This window comes from Pseudomonas cichorii, assembly GCF_003700275.1.
Classification (GTDB): Bacteria; Pseudomonadota; Gammaproteobacteria; order Pseudomonadales; family Pseudomonadaceae; genus Aquipseudomonas; species Aquipseudomonas cichorii_B.
Genome location: NZ_RBRE01000084.1, coordinates 1 through 22,135, shown reverse-complemented (window position 1 = coordinate 22,135; position 22,135 = coordinate 1). Strand labels below are relative to the sequence as shown.

Below are 22,135 nucleotides of genomic sequence, written 5' to 3'. Positions count from 1 at the left end.
CTGGCCGTCGCCTGCCGACAGGCTGAATTCTCCGCGCAGGAACCCTGCATGAAACGCTCTCGACACCCAAGACGCGCCCTCCTCCTGGCGCTGTGCCTGTTTCCGGTCATCGCCGTGTGCGCCTGGCAGATCATGCCGGACGGTAACAGCGATGCAGCCACTGCAACCGTAACCCGTAGCGACATCCAGAGCAGCGTGACCGCGCTCGGTACTCTGCAGCCGCGCAGTTATGTGGATGTGGGCTCCCAGGCCACCGGCCAGATCATGAAGATCCACGCTCAGGTCGGCGATCAGGTCAAGGAAGGTCAACTACTGGTCGAGATCGACCCGTCCACACAGAAAGCCCGGCTCGACGCGGCACGCTATGCCATTGAAAACCTCAAGGCCCAGCTTCAGGAGCAGCGTGCCCTGCACGAACTGGCGCAGCAGAAACAACAACGCCAGAGAAGCCTCGCCGCCGGTGGCGCGACGCGGGCCGAGGATGTACAGGCGGCCGAATCCGAGTTTCGCGCCACCCAGGCGCGAGTCGACATGTTCAAGGCGCAGATCCTCCAGGCCCAGGCCAGTCTGCGCAGCGATGAAGCCGCGCTGGGCTATACGCGCATTTACGCGCCGATGTCCGGCACCGTGGTCGCGCTGGACGCCCGGGAAGGCCAGACCCTCAATGCCCAGCAACAGACGCCGCTGATCCTGCGCATCGCCCGGCTCTCGCCGATGACCGTCTGGGCCGAGGTGTCCGAAGCCGACATCGGTCATGTCAAACCCGGCATGAATGCCTATTTCACGACCTTGAGCGGCGGCAGCCGACGCTGGAGCAGCACCGTACGACAAATCCTCCCGGTGCCGCCCAAGCCTCTGGAACAGGCCAATCAGGGCGGCGGCAGTCCGAGTAGTGCCGGCAAGAGCGGCAGTGGCCGGGTCGTGCTCTATACCGTGCTGCTGGATGTCGACAACGCCGATCAGGCCCTGATGGCGGAAATGACCGCGCAGGTTTTCTTTGTCGCCAATAGCGCGCAAAACACGCTGACGGCTCCCGTTGCCGCGCTGAAAAGCGGCCCGCAAAGCGATGTGCAGATCGCCCGGGTCATCACCGCCAATGGCGATGTGCAAAGCCGTCGGGTACGCACCGGAATCAGCGACCGCCTGCGCGTGCAGGTCCTGGAAGGGCTGGATGAAGGTGATCGACTGTTGATCGGCCCGGCCATCGGCAGTGGAGGCTGAATGCACACGCCACTGATCGACCTGCGGGCTATCCGCAAATCCTACGGCGGTGGCGACAGCCCGCTGGTCAACGTGCTGCGCGGGATCGACCTGTCGATCCATGCCGGAGAGTTCGTGGCCATCGTCGGCGCCTCCGGCTCGGGCAAGTCGACGCTGATGAATATTCTCGGCTGCCTCGACCGCCCCAGCTCTGGGCATTACCTGTTCGCCGGAGAAGATGTCGCCGCACTGGGCAGCGACGAACTGGCCTGGCTGCGCCGCGAAGCCTTTGGCTTCGTGTTCCAGGGCTATCACCTGATTCCGTCCGGCTCGGCCCAGGAAAACGTCGAGATGCCGGCCATCTATGCCGGAACGCCTGCCGCAGAACGCCATGCCCGCGCCGCGGCACTGCTCGACCGACTGGGACTGGCTTCGCGCACGGCCAATCGCCCGCACCAACTGTCCGGAGGTCAACAGCAACGGGTATCCATCGCCCGCGCCCTGATGAATGGCGGGCATATCATTCTCGCCGACGAACCCACCGGTGCCCTCGACAGCCACAGCGGTGCGGAAGTCATGACGCTGCTGGACGAACTGGCCAGCCAGGGCCATGTGGTGATTCTCATTACCCACGACCGGGAAGTCGCCGCCCGCGCCAAGCGAGTCATCGAAATCAGCGACGGCCTGATTGTCAGCGACAGCGCAGTCGATAACCCGCAGGCGCAAACGTCAGGCAACCCGGCCGCCTTGCAGGCCGTGGACCTGCGCCAGCGCCTGAGCGAAGGCAGCACCGGTAGTGGCGCCTGGAAAGGTGAACTGCTCGATGCCATCCAGGCCGCATGGCGGGTGATGTGGATCAACCGTTTCCGCACCGCCCTGACCTTGCTGGGCATCGTGATCGGCGTTGCTTCGGTGGTGGTCATGCTGGCTGTCGGCGAAGGCAGCAAGCGCCAGGTCATGGCACAGATGTCGTCGTTCGGCTCCAACATCATTTACCTCAACGGCAAGTCCCCGAGTCCGCGCACCGCCAAAGGCATCATCACTCTGGAAGAAGTCGCCGCCCTGGGCGAACTGCCCGAGGTCAAGATGATCATGCCGGTCAATGGTGGACAGGCCGGCGTACGCTTTGGCAACGCCGATCACTCCAGCTATGTCGGCGGCAACGACACGCATTTCCCGGCGATCTTCAACTGGCCGGTCGTCGAAGGCAGTTACTTCACCGAGGCCGACGAAAACAGCGCGGCAGCGGTTGCAGTAATCGGCCACAAGGTCCGGCAAAAGCTGTTCAAGGATCTGGTCGACCCCATCGGCCAGTACATTCTGATCGAGAACGTGCCCTTTCAGGTGGTCGGCGTCCTGCAGGAGAAAGGTGCCAGCTCGGGCGACCTGGACAGCGACAACCGGATTGCCATTCCGTACTCCTCGGCCAGCATCCGCCTGTTCGGCACCCAGAACCCGGAATACATCGCGATTGCCACCCGGGATGCCGGCAAGGTCAAGGAAGCCGAAAAGGCCATCAATGACCTGATGCAGCGCCTGCACAACGGCAAGAACGATTACGAACTGACCAACAATGCAGCCATGATCCAGGCCGAAGCCCGGACCCAGAACACCCTGTCGCTGATGCTCGGCTCGATTGCCGCCATTTCGCTGCTGGTGGGCGGGATCGGCGTGATGAATATCATGCTGATGACCGTGCGGGAACGCACCCGGGAAATAGGCATTCGCATGGCCACCGGCGCACGCCAGGGCGACATTCTTCGCCAGTTCCTCACCGAGGCAGTGATGCTGTCGGTGGTGGGTGGCATGGCGGGAATCGTGCTGGCTCTTGGCATGGGCGGCGTACTGCTGCTCAGCAAGGTCGCCGTGGCGTTTTCGCTGTTCGCCGTTGCCGGAGCCTTTGCCTGCGCACTGGTCACCGGAGTGGTCTTCGGTTTTATGCCTGCCCGCAAAGCTGCCCGGCTCGACCCGGTTGCAGCCCTCACCAGCGAATGATTTCCCGATGAAGCCAAGCCTTACCCTGCTGACCACTTGCCTGCTGCTGGCAGCCTGCAACACCCCCGCTCCGCGCATCGACAGCGGCATCCAGCCACCGTCGAGCTGGGCCTTCGCCGACAACGCGGCGTTGCAGCGCAGCGATGTTCGCTGGTGGCAACAGTTCGGCAGCCCGGAGCTGAACCGCCTGATCGAGCAGGCCCGGATAAACAGCCATGAGATCGCTGCCGCCATGGCCCGGGTCCGGCAGGCCCAGGCCACCGCCATTGTCGCCGGGGCACCGCTGCTTCCCGAACTCGGCTACGACTTTCGCGGCGAGCGAAACAAGTTCATGCGCAGCAGTGATCGCAAGGCCAACCCTTCGGACGACAACAATACCGACGCCTTTACCAGCAGCCTGACCGCCAGCTATGAAGTGGACTTCTGGGGTGGCGTATCGGCCGCCCGCGACAGCGCGCTCCAGAGCCTGAAAGCCAGTGAATTCGATAAAGCCACGGTGGAGCTGACCCTGCTCAGCAGTGTGGCCGATCGTTATGCGCAAACCCTGTCGGCCAGGGAACAAAGCCATATTGCCGAACTGAACCTGACCAACGCCCGGAATGTGCTGCGTCTGGTGCAGACCCGCTATGACTCAGGTTCTGCCACGGCACTGGAGCTGGCCCAACAGAAAAATCTGGTCGCCACCCAGCAACGCGAACTGCCGCGCATCCAGCAACTGGCCAACGAACAGTTGATTACCCTGGCCGCCCTGCTCGGCCAGCCGGTGCAGCGCCTGGAACTGGGCAAGCAGGATTTCGAGAGCCTGAGCTGGCCACAGATCGGCAGCGGACTGCCCAGTGAACTGCTGACCCGCCGCCCGGATATCGCCAAGGCCGAGGCCGAACTGGCCGCCGCTCAAGCGGATGTCAGCGTGGCTCGCGCTGCGATGCTGCCCAAACTGACTCTGAGTGCAACGCTGGGAACTGAAGTGGTTCGCGCCGAAGACTGGCTGCGGGCACCGTTCAGCAGTCTCGCGGCAGGTCTGACAGGGCCGATCTTCAATAACGGACGCCTGAGCGCCGAGCGCGACAAGGCTACCGCCCGCCAGCAGGAACTGCTGGAAACCTATCGCGGCGCGATCATCAACAGCCTCGCCGACGTGGAAAAGGCCCTGAACAGCATCAACGGCCTGGACCAGCAAAGGTATTGGCACGACGAAGAACTCAAGCAGGCACAAACCGCCTTCCGCATTGCCCAGAGCCGCTACGAGGCTGGAGCAGAGGACCTGCTGACAGTATTGGAAACCCAACGCACGCTGTATCTGGCTCAGGATGTAAGTGTGCAACTGCGGTTATCGAGAATGCAGGCCAGCATTGCGCTGTACAAGGCACTGGGGGGTGGCTGGCAGAAGGAATACCAACCGTCTGCAGGAGCCAATTCATTCGCGAAAAGGGTTCGCGAATAAATTCGCTCCAACAACAAAAAACGGGTATTAAAACCACTTCTCCGGCAACAGGTTCCTTGCATACCAGGGCCGGCGCGGGACGCGGCGCAGGAGGTTGCCGAGCTTGTCATCTGCCGCAAAGGTAATGCGCAGCGCCAGCTTCATGACTTCCGGGTCCATTTCCATTGTGGTCCCGGCATTCAGGCCCGGCGTGGTGCTGCAACCATGGCTCTGCGGACCCAGCCACGGATCACCGACCTCGACCCAGCGGCCGGGCGCGAACCACGGCACGCCATTGACTTCCAGGCGGCTCACTTCACCCGGATGGAAACGCTCATGGGCACGAAACCAGTCGTCGATCCGGTCATCGATCCAGCCATGAAACTTCCAGAACACCGGATGCACATGAGAAGAGAACGGATCGGCCAGAAAGTCATTTTCCGGCTCGAACCAGCGCGCCGCGAAATCCGCCGAGTCGCGGGCCATGGGCACCGGTTCGCCATTTGAAGGGTCGCGCGCCACCGAGGCCCAGCGCATATGCAGCCAGTCGTGCAACTCAAGCTCGACCTGCGAGCCGAACTGTCCAAGGGTCAGCTTCGACAGAAAGCGCGGGTCGCGGTATTGGGATTCCCAGACCTGAAAATGCGTGCCGAATGTCTCGGCGCTTTTGATATCACTGACCAGCTGGCTGTATTCCGCATCGCCATTGGCCAGCCAGGGCGGCGGTAGCGAGCAGCCATCGTGGTTATCGAAGTAACGGGCAAAGCCCTGACGATCACGTTCAAGTTCCGGCTGCGGTAACGGAAAGCGCGGCCAGGAAGGCAAATCCTGGATCTGCCTGGCCTGGATCAGCATATGGCGGTGCATGAAGAAAAAGTCGATGCCCGAACCATTGCGGTCCTTGTGCGGACCACGGGCATCACGCTCCCGGTCGCGAGGCCCCGGCTGCCAGCCGATGCCGCGCAGGGCTTCGCGCTTGTCTTCGGGCAGACGGTGCCACTTGTCCCGCGAAGCATGCCAGAGCTGGTGAAACAAGCGGTGCTCCTTCGACACCAGCCAGGCCAGGAACGCTGGAGACAGGGCGATGCGGTCCCGGGCTTCGGGGAATAGCTGTTTGGTGGCGATAAAACGGTTTTCCAGTTCCGGCAGGGCCAGCGGACGATCCAGCCGCTCGATACGCCCGCTCAAGGTGCCACTGCCGGCATTGCCGAAGCTGCCCCAGACCTCATCCAGAATCATGCTGAATTCGTAATCCGGCGCATCGCTGTGCGGACTGTCATCGAGGTGACCGTCAATGACCCGAAAATACAGTTTCGTGGCAGTGCCCGACGGCAAGTCGCCAATCACCCTGAAACGCGGCTCGGCCTCGCCGCGCAAACCCTCGGCGGTGTCGATATAACCGCGCAGGCCACGCCCGCGCGGAGCGATATCCAGCAGCATCTCCAGGCCCACGAGCGGTGCACCGGCCAGGCCCGCATCACGCCCCTCGAAGCGGATGTTCCAGATCCCCCGCAGCTTGTCGGCCACACGCCGGGTTGCGGTGTCGGCCGGTCCGGCGGTCGCTTCCCCGGGTGTAACCGGCTCTTCGACGCGCGTCAGTTCGCGATGTGCGTAATAAGCAGCCGGTACCGCAGCACCGGTCAGCGCCAGGCCCGCTATAAACCCTCGTCGAGAAATCGTCATTGCCCTACCTGTTAACGCCCCGAAACGGCCTTTATCCAAGCTAGGACGTAACATCGCCGGAGAAATTTAGGGCCGGAACCCGCGCCATGCATCAATGCTAAATTTTTCCGTCATCCGCTCGTTCTCCCCAGATAGCAAAGGCCCTCGTGCCTGCTTCTGAACTGCGAACCTGAAAGAGATGGCAATGACAAAACCGCGTTGGAAAAAGGCTCTTTTCATCGGCCTGCCCCTGGCTCTGGCCATCAGTGCAGGCGCGGGTTTCCTGGCCTGGAATTACTGGTCGCCGTCGGGTTATCCGGTCAAGGTAATGAAACAGGCAGAAGAGCTGCAGGAGCGAATCGTTTCCTTCGACAGCCACATCACCGTGCCCTTGAAGTTCGGCAGCGAAGGCCATGAAGCCGACAAGGACGGCTCCGGGCAATTCGACCTGGTCAAGGCCGCACGCGGACGCCTGTCGGGCGCGGCGCTGACGGTGTTCGGCTGGCCGGAAATCTGGAACGGTGCCAACGCCCCGCACCGCCCGACACCGGGCTTTGTCGACGAAGCACGTCATCAGCAGGAAGTGCGCTACAAGATCATCAGCGGTATGGTTCGCGATTTCCCCAATCAGGTTGCAATCGCCTACACCCCGGATGACATGCGCCGCCTGCATGGCGAAGGCAAGTTTGCGATTTTCATCAGCATGCTCAATGCCTATCCACTGGGCGATGACATCAACCAGTTGGACCAGTGGGCTGCACGCGGCATGCGCATGTTCGGCTTCAGTTATGTGGGCAATAACAGTTGGGCGGATTCTTCACGCCCGCTGCCATTCTTCAATGATTCCCAGGACCCGCTGGGCGGCCTTTCGGACATCGGTAAACAGGCAGTGCAGCGCCTCAACGACCTGGGCGTGATCATCGATGTCTCGCAGATGTCGACCAAGGGCCTGGAGCAGGTCAGCCAGTTGAGTCGCACGCCGCTGGTGGCCTCGCACTCCGCGCCACGGGCGCTGGTGGATATTCCGCGCAACCTGAGCGACGAAGAACTGCAACTGATCAAGCAAAGCGGTGGCGTGGTGCAGGTCGTGGCCTTTCCAGCCTACCTGCGGCCGCTGAGCCAGCCGACCCTGAACAAGCTCAACAGGCTGCGCAAGGATTTCGACCTGCCGCCGCTGCCGAACCTGGCCATGGCGTTGATGCCTGGCGACGCAATCATCACCGTCTGGCCGGAGCAACGTTTCGGCGCCTATGCCAGCAAGCTGTACGCGATTCTCGAAGAAGAGCCCAAGGCCACAGTCAAGGACTTCGTCAACGCCATCGACTACACGGTGAAGAAGATCGGCATCGACCATGTGGGGATCAGTTCCGACTTCAACGATGGCGGCGGCGTGGACGGTTTCAAGGATGTCAGCGAAATCCGCAACGTGACCGCCGAGCTGATCGAGCGCGGTTATGCCGAAGCCGACATTGCCAAGCTGTGGGGCGGCAACTTCCTGCGCGTCTGGGAACAGGTCCAGAGCGCTGCCAAACCGGCCACCCAGCCATGAATCGCCACCACTCGCACAGCGAGTCTTCAGGTATTGCCGCCCATGACTGATCGCAGAACCTTTCTCAAGCAGGCGGGCATACTGGCGGCCGCCCTGCCCATGGGCGCGAGCCTGAGTACTTCGGTGATGGCCGCCAGCAACGAGCTGGTCGCCCGGGACAAGTGGACGATTCTGCGCGACCTGTTCAATCAGGACCCGGACTACATTCACTTCGCCAACTTCCTGATCACCTCGCACCCCAAACCGGTGCGCGATGCCATCGAGCAGCATCGGGCCAATATCGACCGCAACCCCGGTCTGGCCATGGACTGGGACCTGCAGGAAACCAGTCGGCGTGAAGACAACGTCCGTGAATGGGCCGGCAAATACCTGAATGCCAGACCCGGACAGATCGCCCTGACCGGCAGCACCACCGAAGGCCTGGCGATTATCTACGGCGGCATTCATGTGCGCCCGGACCAGGAAATCCTTACCACCGAACATGAACACTTCTGCACCCGCAACATTCTCAATTCACGACAGAAAAGAGAAGGCACGCGGGTACGCAAGATCCGTTTGTTCAAGGACTCTCGCAACGTTTCCACTGACGAGATCATCGGCAATATCGCCCGCAGCATTCGCCCCGAAACCCGTGTACTGGGCATGACCTGGGTGCAATCGGGCAGCGGCGTGAAACTGCCCGTCGGAGAGATTGGTGCACTGGTCGCAGAACAGAACCGCAACCGCGACGACAAGGACCGCATTCTGTACGTGATCGACGGCGTGCACGGCTTCGGCGTCGAGGATCTGGATTTCCCGGCCATGAACTGCGACTTCTTTGCTGCCGGGACCCACAAGTGGCTGTTCGGTCCACGCGGCACCGGCATCATTTGCGCCCGCTCGGAGCAATTGAAGGATGTCACGCCGCTGATCCCGAGTTTTTCGGAAGCGACCGGTTTCGGCACGATCATGACACCTGGCGGCTTCCATTCCTTCGAGCACCGCTGGGCGGTGGACAAGGCCTTTGAGCTGCACCTGCAACTGGGCAAGGCCGAGGTTCAGGCGCGCATTCATCAGCTCAATACCTACCTCAAGCAACGCTTGCAGGAGCGACCGCAGATCGAGCTGGTGACGCCCATGGCGCACGAGCTGTCGGCGGGCTTCAGCTTCTTCAGGGTCAAGGAACGCAACTGCGACGAAGTGGCTGCCTGGCTGATGAAGAACCATGTGGTGGTCGATGCCGTGGACCGCGATATCGGCCCGGTAGTACGCGCCGCTCCCGGTCTGCTCAATACCGAGGCCGAGATAGACCGTTTGCTGGCCGTGCTTGAGCAACGCCCGTCATGAATTCCCCCTGTTTTCAGTTTCCTGCCTTGAGGCCCGTTATGAGCAAGATGTTGTACAGCCTGTCCCTGACTTCCCTGCTGGGCGCACTGCTGCCCGGTGCCGCCATGGCCGCCACGCCGGAGCCGGGCAAGGTGTTCAAGGATTGCAAGGACTGCCCGGAAATGGTCGTGCTGCCTGCCGGCACCTTCACCATGGGCGCCCCGGAAAGCGAGCTTGGCCGCCAGCCGGATGAAGGCCCGCTACATGACGTGACTTTCGCCAAACCTTTCGCCATCAGCCACTTCCAGGTGTTGAGCGGCGAATGGAATGCCTACCTGAAAAGCACCGGCTACAAGATGCCCGATGGTGACACCCGCCCAGGTCGCGAGTGCAAGGCCGGCAAACCGCGCTATCCCCTGACCGACCGTCAGCCAGCGGTGTGCATGGACTGGAACGAAGCCAGGGCCTATGCCGCCTGGCTGTCGAAGAAGACCGGCAAGAGCTATCGCCTGGTCAGTGAAGCCGAACGCGAATATGCAGCCCGTGGCGGTAGCAGCGGCCCGTTCCCCTTCCCCATGGATGAAGGCAAACAGTACGGCATCGCCCAACACGCCAATACCTACGGCCCGGAAGACGGCTTCAGTTTCACCGCCCCGGCCGGCAGCTACAGCCCCAATGCCTTCGGCATCCATGATGCCCACGGCAACGTGTACGAGTGGACCGCCGATTGTGAAACCAGCAACTACAACGGCGCGCCGACCGATGGCAGTGCCTGGCTGGCCGGTGATTGCAGCTGGAAAATGATTCGTGGCAACGACTGGACCGAAGCGCCGATCTTCTCGCGCTCCGGCAACCGCAACAGCCGCAAGCCCGACGTACGTGGCGACTGGCTGGGCTTCCGGGTCGCCCGCGAGCTCTGACGCTTTCTTCAGGCCCGGACCAGGGTCGATTCAACGGACAATCACGAGACGACAGCATGACCCTCAAATCAGAAAGCCTCGCCCGGGAAACCCTGAGGATCCTCAAGCCATTCTGGTGGCTGGTGGCTCTCTCGACGGTGCTGGGGGTTATCAGCGGACTGAGCGTGACCGCCCTGCTGGCCACCATCAATAACGCCATGAACATGCCGAACGGTCCAGACACACAAGCCGCCCTGCTGTTTGCCGGATTGTGCGTACTGACCCTGGCCTGCTCGACCGTCTCCAACCTGTCGACCAACTATGTCGGCCAGCGCGTGGTCGCCAACCTGCGCCGGGAGCTGGCCGCCAAGGTGCTGGTCGCGCCCATCGAGCAACTGGAGCGTTATCGCTCGCACCGCCTGATTCCGGTACTGCTCAATGACGTGAACACCATCAGCACCTTCGCCCTGTCGGTGGCGCCGATGGTGATTTCGTTCACCGTCACACTGGGCTGCCTGACGTACCTGGCGCTGCTGTCGTGGCAGATCCTGGCATTGACCGTCCTCACCGTGGTACTGGGCACCGGCGCACAGTATCTGGCTCACCATGTCGGCACCCGCAGCATCATGGCGGCGCGCAATGGCGAAGACGAACTGCAGAAGCATTATCAGGCCCTCTCCGCTGGAGCCAAGGAACTGCGCATCCAGCGCAAGCGCCGTCAGCACATGCTCGATGAGCAGATCCATGGCGCCACCGAACGCATCTGCAAATCCAACGTCCGTGCCGCCAATATTTTCGTCAGCGCAGAAACCTTCGGCTCGATGCTGTTCTTCGCCGTGATCGGCATTGCGATTGCCTTCCAGGCGCTGTGGCCAAGCACCGAAAAGACCGTGCTCGGCGGTTTCGTGCTGGTCATGCTGTACATGAAAGGCCCGCTGGAACGCCTGATCACTGCCCTGCCCGGCATCAGCCGCGCACAGATCGCCATGCGCCGCATCGCCGAGCTGTCGTGGAAGTTTTCCAGCCCAGAGCCACACCTGCTGGTCAGCGACCGCCCCAATTCGCTCGCCAGCATGCAGACCCTGGAACTGCATCAACTGCGCTACGACTATCCACCCGTGGAAGGCAGCGAAGCCTTTCATCTCGGCCCGGTCAACCTGAGCATCAAGCAGGGCGATATTGTGTTCATCGTCGGCGAGAACGGCTGCGGCAAGACCACCCTGATCAAACTGCTGCTGGGCCTGTACAAGCCGCAACAAGGCGAAATCCGCCTCAACGGCAAGGCGGTCACGGCCGAGGAGCTGGACGATTATCGCCAGTTGTTCACCACCATCTTCGCCGACTACTACCTGTTCGACGAACCGTTGCAAGGCGAAGCCCGCCTGCCTGCCGATGCCGGCAAATACCTGGAGCGCCTGGATATCGCCCACAAGGTCAGCATTCGCGATGGCGCCTTTACCACCACCGACCTGTCCACTGGCCAGCGCAAGCGTCTGGCGCTGATCAATGCCTGGCTGGACGAGCGCCAGGTGCTGGTGTTCGACGAATGGGCAGCGGACCAGGACCCGGCGTTCCGGCGCGTGTTCTATACCGAACTGCTGCCCGAGCTGAAACAGCAAGGCAAGACCATCATCGTCATCTCCCACGACGACCGCTACTTCCCGATTGCCGATCAACTGGTGCGCATGCAGGCTGGCAGGATAGAAGTGGAACAGTTGCAACCCGAACAGGCCTCGGCCTGATTAAAAGCTTCAGCCAACCAGCCCCGCCCGGTTCAAACCGCGAGCGGGGCTTCTTTTTGCCTCCGGCAACAGTGGCTCAAGCCATCAGTAGCCTTAAGCCATCTTTTTTAAGGACGAATGTGAAAAATTCATTAAATAACTGAGAGGGGTTTTCGTTCTCATTAATGACGATCTGCGCGTGCACCTGCTCTCACGCCCGGCTCGCCCATAAAAAGTTGCATAGCGTTTGTTCCGATTCAGCCAGAGAGCCTGCGGACAGACCTGAACAACGCGCTTTATCTCCCTGCCAATACCAACTAGAAAGAGCCACTTCATGTACACACCGTCACGACTCACACCGCTCAGCAAGGCTTTGTTGATCAGCCGGATGTTCCGCCCAGGCCCCGCCATGATGGCCCTCGGTCTGGCGCTGAGCATGCCCCTGGCTGCTCAGGTACAGGCCCAGGAAGTCGAGTTCAATATTCCGGCTCAACCGCTGAGCAGTGCGCTGGGTCAACTGCAGAGCCAGGGCAATCTGCGCACGGCCTACAGCCCGGCGGATGTACAGGGCAAGACCAGCAGTGCGGTGCAGGGCAAATTCACTCCGGAACAGGCAGCGGGGAAACTGCTTGCCGGATCAGGCCTGAGCTACAGCCTGCAAGGTAACGTGCTGAACCTCAGCGCCCAGGATGCATCGACCGCCATCAATCTGGCCCCGACGGCCATTGACTCCCAATACCTGGGAGCAACAACGGATGGCACCGGCTCCTACACCACCGGCGCCACCAGCATTGGCAAGGGCGCGCCGCAATCGCTGCGCGAAACCCCGCAGTCGGTAACGGTCATGACCCGTCAGGTCATGGACGACAACAACCTCACCAGCCTCAGCGAAGTGTTGGAAGATACGCCCGGCATCAGCTTCCAGTACCGTAACTTCGGGGGGCACGTGTACACCTCGCGCGGCTTCTCGCTGCTGGCAGAAAGCTTCCTGGTAGACGGCATTGGAGGTCAGGGCTACCAGATCACCGGCTGGATGCAGCCGGACATGGCGATCTATGACCGTGTGGAAGTCTTGCGCGGCGCTTCCGGCCTGCTGGTCGGCGCTGGCGAGCCCGGCGGTGCGGTGAATCTGGTGCGCAAGCGTCCGACCGCCGAAAACAAGTTCTCGATCACCACCCGTGCCGGCTCCTGGGATCAGTACCGCGTCGATCTGGATGGCAGTGGCAAGCTCAATGATTCCGGCACCGTACGCGGCCGCATGGTTGCAGCCTATGAAGACAACGGCTCGTATATCGATGCACGCAACAGCCGTACACCTCTGTTGTACGGCATTCTCGAAGCTGATGTCACCGACGACACCACTCTGACCATGAGCCTGCGCCGCCAGGAAAAGGTCATCAACGGTTACTCGATCTACGGCCTGCCGCGCTATAGCAACGGGCAGTCGCTGGACCTTTCGCGTTCGACCAACCTGGCTCCGAAATGGAACCGCCTTGAAACCGACATGACCGAGGCATTCTTTGAAGTCGCGCATCGCTTCAATGAAAACTGGCTCAGCAAGACGTCCCTGACCTACTCCGAAGGTGGATTCGATCAGACCATTGCTTATGCTCGCGGTGCCGTCAACCCGACAACGCTGGCTGGCTCGCGCTTTCAAAGCACCCTGTTCCGCAGCGATGAAGTCAGCAGTACAGGCTTGAACAGCCAGCTGGAAGGCAATTTTGACGCCTTCGGTCTGTCTCATCAGGTCACGTTAGGGGCGGACTGGTCGAGACAGAGATCCAGCAGCAAAACCGCCAGAGTAACTACGGCTTCCGCCATCAATATATTCGATGTCAACCACAATCCATTTGACAAACCTGCTCGCCCGGCATGGCAAGACGATTATGATGCGATCGAAGACCGGGGCGGACTCTATGCCAATACCCGTATTCACTTGAGCGAGCCTTTAAGCCTGGTATTGGGCGGACGTCTCAGCTGGTACAAATACCGATATGACGTCAACGTCGGTGAGGTCAACTCTTATGAATCCCAGCAAACCCAGGAATTCACTCCGTTCGCGGGCCTGATTTACGATATCAACGATAACTGGTCGTGGTATGCCAGTTATGCAGACATCTTCACCCCGCAAGCCAAATACAGGGATATCGGCGGAGCACCGCTGGACCCGGCCATTGGCTCCAACTATGAAACCGGTATCAAGGGCGAACTGTTCGACAAGCGCATGAACCTGTCGATGGCCTTGTTCTATATCAAGCAAAAAGACGTTGCCTACAGCGATCTGTCGAGCGGAGACGAGTGCGTCAGCACCAGTTCTGACGGTTTCTGCTACATCCAGGGTGGCATCAAGCGCAGCAAAGGTATCGATATCGAGGCCAGCGGCGAAGTACTGCCAGGTTTGCAGGTCTTTGGCGGCTACACCTTCAACCAACTGCAAAACAGTGCCGATATGGAAGTCGCCTACGAAACGCCAAAACACATGCTGCGCCTCAACACCAGCTACAACCTTCCAGGTGAGTGGAACCGCCTGACCCTGGGTGCCGGTGTTTCCGCAGACTCCGGCTACACCGTTCCGTCCAACGATCAGCTTGGCGTTGCAGGCCGGGCCATCTGGGATGCACGCGCCGCCTGGAAGATCGACGAGCACTGGACCGTCGCCCTGAACGCCGAAAACCTGTTTGATCGCAAGTACTACACCACGGCTGTGGCACTGGATCGCTCCAACGTCTATGGCGACCCACGCAGCTACGTCCTGACCCTGCGCGGCGATTTCTGATCCCGAGCACGAACTGATCCACAGCGCCATAAAAAGACCAGCGGGCAACCTCTGGTCTTTTTTATTGAAAAATTTCCTAAATTAATTCAGGCCTCATTCGTATTGATTCCTTATGAATCACGCTGAAAAAACGCCCCGTAAAGGATGACCAGCGGCAGTGCCCCCATACGACGGTATGGTTTACCCTGCGCCACCGACCGAAGAGCCATCATTATGCAACTACACCCCACTCTCCCACTGCCGATGTGCCTGCTCAAGCCAAGGCCGACGATAAGGATGATGGGGTTTGCGCTGCTGATGGCTTTCACAGGCAGGACTCTGGCTCAGGAAGTCGAGTTCGATATCCCGGCACAAGCCTTGAACAGCGCCCTGAATGAGCTGGGACGCCAGGGTGATCTGCAAGTGCTGTACAACCCGGACGACATAAAAGGCAAGACCAGCCAGGCCATCCATGGCCGCTTCACTGCCGAGCAAGCCGCCAGAAACCTGCTCGAACAGGCCAGGGTGCCTTACAGCATTCAGGACAACACCCTGACCCTGACCGCCGTTGTGCCGCCGATCAGCCTCAAGCCGATGTCGATTCAGGCACCGCCGGGCCTGATCACCGAAGGTTCGGGTTCCTACACCACGGGGGCCGTGAGCCTTACCAAAAGTACTCAGTCGCTGCGGGAAATTCCGCAATCGGTAAGCGTCGTGACCCGCCAGTTGATGGACGACAAGAACCTGTACAGCCTGGAAGACGTCATGGCCCAGGCGACCGGCGTCACTTTCTCCCAGCGCAATTTCGGCTCGCACGTCTTCAGTTCCCGCGGCTTTGCCATGGAAGACGAGAGCTACACCATCGACGGTATCTCGGGCCAGGGCTACAGCGTGACCGGCTGGATGACCCCGGACATGGAAATCTACGACCGGGTAGAGATTCTTCGCGGCGCGGCAGGACTGCTGATCGGCGCCGGCAATCCGGGCGGCACCGTCAATCTGGTGCGTAAACGACCGACCGCCATCACGCAGTTTTCGATCACCACCCGCGCCGGCACCTGGGATAACTATCGGGTCGACCTGGATGGCAGCAGCAAGTTGAACGAATCGGGCAGCCTGCGTGGCCGCTTCGTCGCGTCCTATGCCGACCGTGGCTATTTCATCGACTCGCTGAGCAAGTCCGCGCCGCTGTTGTATGGCATCGTCGAAAGCGATCTGGACGAGGATACAACCCTGGCCGTAGGCCTGCGGCGCCAGAACAGCGACATCAAAGGCTTCACCATCTTCGGCCTGCCCCGCTACAGCAACGGCAGTGCAATCGACCTGCCACGCTCGACCTCCATGGCGCAGGACTGGAACCGGCACCAGACTCAGACGGACGAGGTGTTCAGCGAACTGGAACATCGCTTCAGCGAAAACTGGTCGAGCACGCTTTCGGCAACTCACTCCAGCGGCTCGTTCGATCAGAAGGTCGCTTACGCGCAAGGCGCCATCGATCCGGTGACCTTGAGCGGCTCGCGCATCGCCCGCACCCTGTTCCGCTCCGACGATTTGCAGAGCAACGGTTTCGATGCGCACATGGACGGCCATTTCGATGCGTTTGGCCTGGAGCACCAATTGACCGTAGGCGGCAACTGGTCGGAACAGCAGCGCAAGTCCAGCCAGGCCAACGTCACCGCCAACCAGGCCATCGATATCTTCAACCCCGATCACGAGCTGATCAGCGAACCGACAAGACCTGCCTGGACCTCCATCACCGAGTTCAGCGACAAGCGCTATGGCACTTACGGCAACCTGCGCCTGCATCTTTCGCAGTCGCTGAGCCTGGTCATGGGCGGACGGATCAGTTGGTATGATTACCAGACCAGTACCGCAGGCGTTACCCGCAAATCCAAACAGGAACATGAACTCACGCCCTTCATCGGCCTGATCTACGACCTGGACCCGCAATGGTCGCTGTATGCCAGCTACACCGATATCTTTCTGCCACAAAGCGTTTATCGGGATGCCGCAGGCGGCCTGCTTGAACCGGCGATTGGTTCCAACTACGAAACAGGCATCAAGGGCGAGTTGTTCGACAAGCGCCTGAACGTCTCTCTCGCGCTGTTCTACGTCAAGCAGAAGGATGTGGTGGTCGAAGATACCGCCCATCCTGGCGAGTGCATGGCGAACGATGTCTACGGAACCTGCTATCTCAACGGCAATATCCGCCGCAGCAAGGGATTTGAAATCGAAGCCAGTGGCGAACCATTGCCCGGCCTGCAGGCCGTGGCGGGTTATACCTTCAATATGACCCGCGGCAGCGATGGCCAACCCATCTCCGCAGAAACGCCCCGGCATCTGTTTCGCATGAGCGGCAACTACACCCTTCCCGGCGCCTGGAAACGCCTGTCCGTAGGCACGGGCGTATCGGCCCAGAGCGGTTATTCGGAAACCGAATCGGCCGCCGAGATCAAAAACCCCGGCCGCGCGATCTGGGACGCCCGGGCCTCATGGAAAATCGACGAACACTGGACCGTCGCCCTCAACGGCAACAACCTGCTGGATCGCAAGTATTACAAGGCGACAGGGGATATTGATCGGGGCAATTACTACGGTGATCCGCGCAATTACATGCTGACATTGCGCGGAAACTTTTAAACACAGGCCATGCAGGAGCGGATTTATCCGCGAAAAAACAGTGAAAATTCACCGGTCTTTTCGCGAATGAATTGGCTCATACCGGGCCCCTACGGATGCGCTTGCAACCGCTCCCGGACACTCTGCAGGAACTCATCCGCAATCACGATATTGTCGTGTCGCTCAGCGAGCGTCACCGAGCAACCCAGCCCCCGCACCGAACATTGCTCCGCGACCACCGCCTGAGCCTTGAGGATCTGTTCCTGTTCGCGGCTCTGCCCTGCCCACCAGCAATCGACTTTCACATCCAGAGTCTTGAGGGTAAAGGCTTCACCCAGCACGGCATTGGCATGCAACAGCTTGTAGCCGGTCTCGATTTCATCCTGGATGGCAATGTCCTGGAACACGCTGCGCAAGCTTTCGGCGCCGATGCCGGCATCCAGCGCGACCTGATCGATCACCCAGTCGGCAATCTCCCGCTCGTCCTTCATTGACGTCAGGGCCGTTGCGATCAGCGCCACCACGCTTTCCCGCGCCAGTCCCGGCACGAATGCCACCAGACTCTGGATCAGGCTCTGGAAGAGGTTCTGGTCCTGATTCTGCGCACGCACTTCAGGGTCTTCTTCGATCCAGGTCAGGCCGGCCGAAGCCGGCAGCATCGAATCCACCAGCGCCAGGAAATTCACCGTGTCGCCATCACGTTCCAGAATGTGCGCAACGTCAATCGCCAATGCGCCACCCAGCGACCAGCCCAGCAGGTTGTAAGGGCCTACAGGCTGGGTGAGCCGGATCTGCTCGACGTAGTAGCCGACCATTTCTTCCCATGACTTGTCGAACCAGCCCGGCACGACATAGGCCTTGTTGACCAGACCGTAGACCGGACGCTCTTCGCTCAACCTGCCAGCCAGCGGGTAGTAGGAATAGGTGCCACCGCCACCCGGCGGCAGACAGAACAGCGGCGTACGCCCGGACTGACAGGCGTTCATGCGGATCACCGCCGACTTGACCTTCGCCTCGCCTGCCCGCAGGAAATCGGCCAGTTCGCCCAGGGTCTGCAACAGCAGGAAATCATGCAGTTTGATGGAAACATCGAACTCTTCACGAATCCTGCCCGCCAGAGTAACCGCCAGTAACGAGTGACCGCCCAGGGCAAAGAAGTTGTCATTGAGGCCGACACGCTCGACTTTCAGGACCTCCGCCCAAAGGCCAGCCAGCCGTTCTTCCAGCTCGGTACGTGGCGCTACATAACCCTGTTGCAACTGGTTCGCGTCAGGTTTGGGCAACGCCTTGCGGTCCAGCTTGCCGTTGGCGGTCAGCGGCATGACCGACAGCGGCAGCAGATGAGTCGGCACCATGTAATCCGGCAGAACCGTCTTGAGGTGTTCCTTCAAAACATCGCGCAATCCGGCAACATCCCGGGACGGATCATTGGCTACCCAGTAAGCCACCAATTGCTTGCCACTTGGGCCGTCGATATCGATCACATGGGCTTCGCGCACCTCCGGATGCTCGTTCAGGCGCGCCTCGATTTCACCCAGCTCAATGCGCAGTCCACGAATCTTGACCTGATGGTCGATACGTCCGGCGTAGTCGATTACCCCATCGGCGTCGTAACGTGCCAGGTCGCCGGTGCGGTACAGACGACCACCGCCCTGCTCGTCGAATGGATCGGGGACGAAGCGCTCGGCAGTCAGGGCCGCGCGGTTGTGATAACCGCGTGCCAGGCCGACACCGCCCAGATACAGCTCGGCCGCAGCACCACGTGCCGCAGGCAACAGACCGTCATCGAGAATGTGCGTCTTGAGGTTATCGATCGGCCGACCAATCGGCACGCTCAGGGTATCTTCCGCCGTGCAGGTCCAGTGGGTCACGTCGATGGCCGCTTCGGTCGGTCCGTACAGGTTGAACAGCCCGGCCTGCGGCAGGCGCTTGAGTACCTGGGACGCCAGCTCGGCAGGCAAGGCCTCGCCACTGCACACCACGCGACGCAGGCTGTGGCAGCTCTCGACCTGTTGATGGGTCATGAATGCCTGCAACATCGAAGGCACGAAATGCAAAGTCGTGACGCTGTGCCGGGCAATGGTCTGCAGCAGACGCTCGGGATCACGATGATCGCCCGGCAAGGCTATCGCCAGACGAGCACCGGTCAGCAGCGGCCAGAAAAACTCCCAGACCGACACGTCGAAGCTGAACGGGGTTTTCTGCAGCACGGTGTCGCTGGCATCCAGCCCATAGGCGTTCTGCATCCAGTGCAGGCGGTTGATCAAGGCCCGATGACTATTGCCCGCGCCCTTGGGCTTGCCGGTGGAGCCGGAGGTGTAAATCACATACGCGAGGTTTTCCGGATGGCTGCGGTTGATCGGGTTATCGAGGCTGTAGCTCTCCAGCCAGTCACCCCCCTGATCCAGACACAGCGTCTGCACCTGATCGGGCACCGGCAGACCTTGCAACAGCGAGGTCTGGGTCAGCAACAGGCCGATACCGCTGTCATCCAGCATGTAGGCGAGACGATCCTGCGGATAATCCGGGTCCAGCGGCACATAGGCGCCACCGGCCTTGAGGATCGCCAACAGGCCGATCACCAGTTCCAGACTGCGCTCGATGCAGATCCCCACCAGCGCATCCGGGCCGACGCCCGATTCGCGTAGCTTGTGGGCCAACTGGTTGGCGCGAGCGTTCAATTGCGCGTAGCTCAGTTGCTGATTGGCGAAGACCAGCGCCGGAGCATTCGGCGTTGCCAATACCTGTGCTTCGATCAGTGTCTGCACGCATTGCCCGGCGGGGAAATCGACCGCGGTGGCATTCCAGTCGCGCAGCATACGCTGCTGTTGTGCCTCGTCGAGCAACGACAACTCACCAATTGCCTTGGCCGGATCAGCAACCAGCGCCTGCAGGAGATGCTGGAAGTTCGTGGCCAGTTGCGCCACCACCCGGGGATCGAAGTGCTGGCGGTCGTAGCTCAGGCGCAGCGATAGCGCCTCGCCGAGGTTCACCACCAGGGTCAGCGGATAGTGGGTCTGCTCCTGGTTGCTCAGGCCGCTGAATACCAATCCGTCCGGCGAAGCCTGTTGCAAGGCTTCGGACACCGGATAGTTCTCGAACACCAGAATATTGTCGAACAGCGCTTCGCCAGCACTGGCAGCCAGACGCTGGATTTCGTACAACGGCGTATGTTCGTACTCGCGCAGGGCGAGGTTTTTCGCTTGTACCTGCTGCACCCAGTCGGCCACCGTCTGCTCGGGACGCGGGCTGGCAATGACCGGCAAGGTGTTGATGAACAGGCCCAGTTGCTCTTCGACACCCGGCAGATCCGCCGGACGCCCGGCAACGGTTGCGCCAAAGGTCACGCTGGATTGCCCGGTATAACGCTGCAACAGCAACAGCCAGGCCGACTGCACCAAGGTGTTGAGGGTCACTCGCTGCTCTCGGGCAAATTCGCTCAGACGCTGGGTGCCCGCCGCATCGATCAGATGGAAATAGTCGCCATGGCCCTGGCCGCTTGCGCTGGACTTGAGCGCCTGGACCAGACGGGTTGGTTCATCCAGTTGCGCCACTTGCGCGGTCCAGAAGCGTTCGCTGGCTTGTGCGTCCTGGCGTTGCAGCCATTCGATATAGTCGCGATAACGGCCACTCTGCTGCGGCATCGGCTGGCCGCTGTAGCGTTGCAGGACTTCGCCCAGCAGACGCGAACTGCTCCAGCCATCCATCAGAATATGGTGGCTGGTATAGATCAGGTGATGGCTATTTTCGCCAGTGCGCAAGACCGCCAGACGCAGCAGCGGACCCTGGGTCAGATCGAAGCCTTGCTGCCGGTCTGCCTGTGCCCGCTCATCCAGCCACTCGGCAGACTGCTCTCGGGCGTCCAGCTCAACGAACGGTAGGTCTACAGTACGCTGTACCACTTGCAGCGCCTGTTGCAGATGACTGACAAAACCACTGCGCAGCACCTCATGGGCATCCACCGTTGCCTGCCAGGCGGCCTGGAAACGGGCGACGTGCAGACCGCTGACATCGACGCGCATCTGGTTGATGTAGTTGCCCGCCTGCTCCTCGAACAGGGTATGGAACAACATGCCTTGCTGCATCGGCGACAGCGGATAGATATCTTCGATTTCCCGAGGATTAGTCGTCAGACGAGCCAGTTGCTTCTGGCTCAGACGCGCCAGCGGGAAGTCGGAAGGCGTTACTCCGGCAGCGCCTTCAGTGGTGCAGTGAGCAATCAGTTGCTGCAACTCGTGGGCGTATTCATCGGCCAGCCGCTGCACAGTTTCAGGCTCGAACACTGCGGCACTGAAGCTCCAGCTCAGGCGCAGTTCGCCGCCGTAGACCTGGCCATTGATGCTGATCGGAGCAGCCAGCGGTGCCTCGTTGCTCTGCGATGCCCCGCTGCTTTCGCCCGACGGGACCAGCAGCGCATCACTGGCATCGAAGCTGCCGTCGAACTGGCCCAGATAGTTGAAGACAATACTGCCTTGTGCCAGTTGTTGCAGGCTCTGGCGCGCAGATTCCGTACCGAGATAACGCAACACGCCATAGCCGATGCCCTTGTTGGGGATGGCGCGCAGTTGCTCCTTGATCGACATGATCGAATCGGCCAGCGCGGCATGCGGCGTGAGCCTGACCGGGAACAGGCTGCTGAACCAGCCCACGGTGCGGGTGATATCCAGTTCGTCGAACAGATCCTCGCGACCATGGCCTTCCAGCTTGATCAAGGCATCGGGCTGGCCGGTCCAACGGCTGATTACCCTGGCCAGCGCGGTCAGCAGCAGGTCGTTGATCTGGGTCCGATAGGCCGCCGGAGCTTCCTGCAGCAATTGTCGGGTCAACTCGCTATTCAGGTGCGTGGTAACGGAAGTCGCGTGTTTCTGTTGCTGACCAGCGTGCGGATGGTCGTATGGCAAGGCATCGCTGACATCCTGCAACTGGGTCTGCCAGTAAGACAGTTCCTGCTCCAGCGCCGGGCTTTGGGCATAGGCATGCAACTGCTCGGCCCAGGCCTTCAGCGAA

The 22,135-nt window shown here is 60.8% G+C and carries 11 protein-coding genes; 9 read left to right on the top strand and 2 right to left on the bottom strand.

Annotated features, from left to right (window positions below; genetic code table 11):
- Positions 1-48: 48 nt before the first annotated feature.
- The 3 genes from ALQ04_RS21710 to ALQ04_RS21700 are packed head-to-tail and all read left to right on the top strand — an operon-like array spanning position 49 to position 4,639.
- Positions 49-1,221 (top strand): efflux RND transporter periplasmic adaptor subunit, encoded by a 1,173-nt coding sequence (locus ALQ04_RS21710; RefSeq protein ID WP_122317789.1) that lies wholly within the window; start codon positions 49-51, stop codon positions 1,219-1,221.
- Complete coding sequence (locus ALQ04_RS21705) at positions 1,222-3,195, top strand: MacB family efflux pump subunit (RefSeq protein WP_122317788.1); 1,974 nt, start codon at positions 1,222-1,224, stop codon at positions 3,193-3,195.
- A gap of 7 nt (positions 3,196-3,202) precedes the next feature.
- On the top strand, positions 3,203-4,639 hold the full coding sequence (locus ALQ04_RS21700; RefSeq protein ID WP_122317787.1) for an efflux transporter outer membrane subunit: 1,437 nt from the start codon (positions 3,203-3,205) through the stop codon (positions 4,637-4,639).
- Positions 4,640-4,666: 27 nt separating this feature from the next.
- Here the strand turns inward: ALQ04_RS21700 and ALQ04_RS21695 are convergent, their stop codons facing one another.
- Positions 4,667-6,301 (bottom strand): PvdJ/PvdD/PvdP-like protein, encoded by a 1,635-nt coding sequence (locus tag ALQ04_RS21695; RefSeq protein ID WP_122317786.1) that lies wholly within the window; start codon positions 6,299-6,301, stop codon positions 4,667-4,669.
- A 184-nt stretch (positions 6,302-6,485) separates the two neighbouring features.
- Between ALQ04_RS21695 and pvdM the strand changes: the two genes are divergently transcribed.
- The 6 genes from pvdM (at position 6,486) to ALQ04_RS21665 (ending at position 17,149) form a co-directional block, all read left to right on the top strand.
- The gene (gene pvdM, locus ALQ04_RS21690; RefSeq protein ID WP_122317785.1) at positions 6,486-7,829 is read left to right on the top strand and encodes a pyoverdine-tailoring dipeptidase-like protein PvdM; all 1,344 of its coding nucleotides are present in this window, start codon (positions 6,486-6,488) and stop codon (positions 7,827-7,829) included.
- Between the two features lie 42 nt (positions 7,830-7,871).
- On the top strand, positions 7,872-9,155 hold the full coding sequence (locus tag ALQ04_RS21685; RefSeq protein WP_122317784.1) for an aminotransferase class V-fold PLP-dependent enzyme: 1,284 nt from the start codon (positions 7,872-7,874) through the stop codon (positions 9,153-9,155).
- Between the two features lie 38 nt (positions 9,156-9,193).
- The gene (locus tag ALQ04_RS21680) at positions 9,194-10,054 is read left to right on the top strand and encodes a formylglycine-generating enzyme family protein (RefSeq protein ID WP_122317783.1); all 861 of its coding nucleotides are present in this window, start codon (positions 9,194-9,196) and stop codon (positions 10,052-10,054) included.
- Between the two features lie 56 nt (positions 10,055-10,110).
- On the top strand, positions 10,111-11,775 hold the full coding sequence (locus ALQ04_RS21675) for a cyclic peptide export ABC transporter (RefSeq protein WP_122317782.1): 1,665 nt from the start codon (positions 10,111-10,113) through the stop codon (positions 11,773-11,775).
- 313 nt (positions 11,776-12,088) lie between these two features.
- Positions 12,089-14,530, top strand: a complete 2,442-nt coding sequence (locus ALQ04_RS21670; protein WP_259645064.1) for a TonB-dependent siderophore receptor — start codon at positions 12,089-12,091, stop codon at positions 14,528-14,530.
- Positions 14,531-14,806: 276 nt separating this feature from the next.
- On the top strand, positions 14,807-17,149 hold the full coding sequence (locus ALQ04_RS21665; RefSeq protein ID WP_409077283.1) for a TonB-dependent siderophore receptor: 2,343 nt from the start codon (positions 14,807-14,809) through the stop codon (positions 17,147-17,149).
- A gap of 89 nt (positions 17,150-17,238) precedes the next feature.
- On the opposite strand, the gene ALQ04_RS21660 is transcribed toward ALQ04_RS21665, so the two are convergent.
- On the bottom strand, positions 17,239-22,135 hold a 4,897-nt coding region (locus ALQ04_RS21660), incomplete at its 5' end, for a non-ribosomal peptide synthetase (protein WP_122317780.1).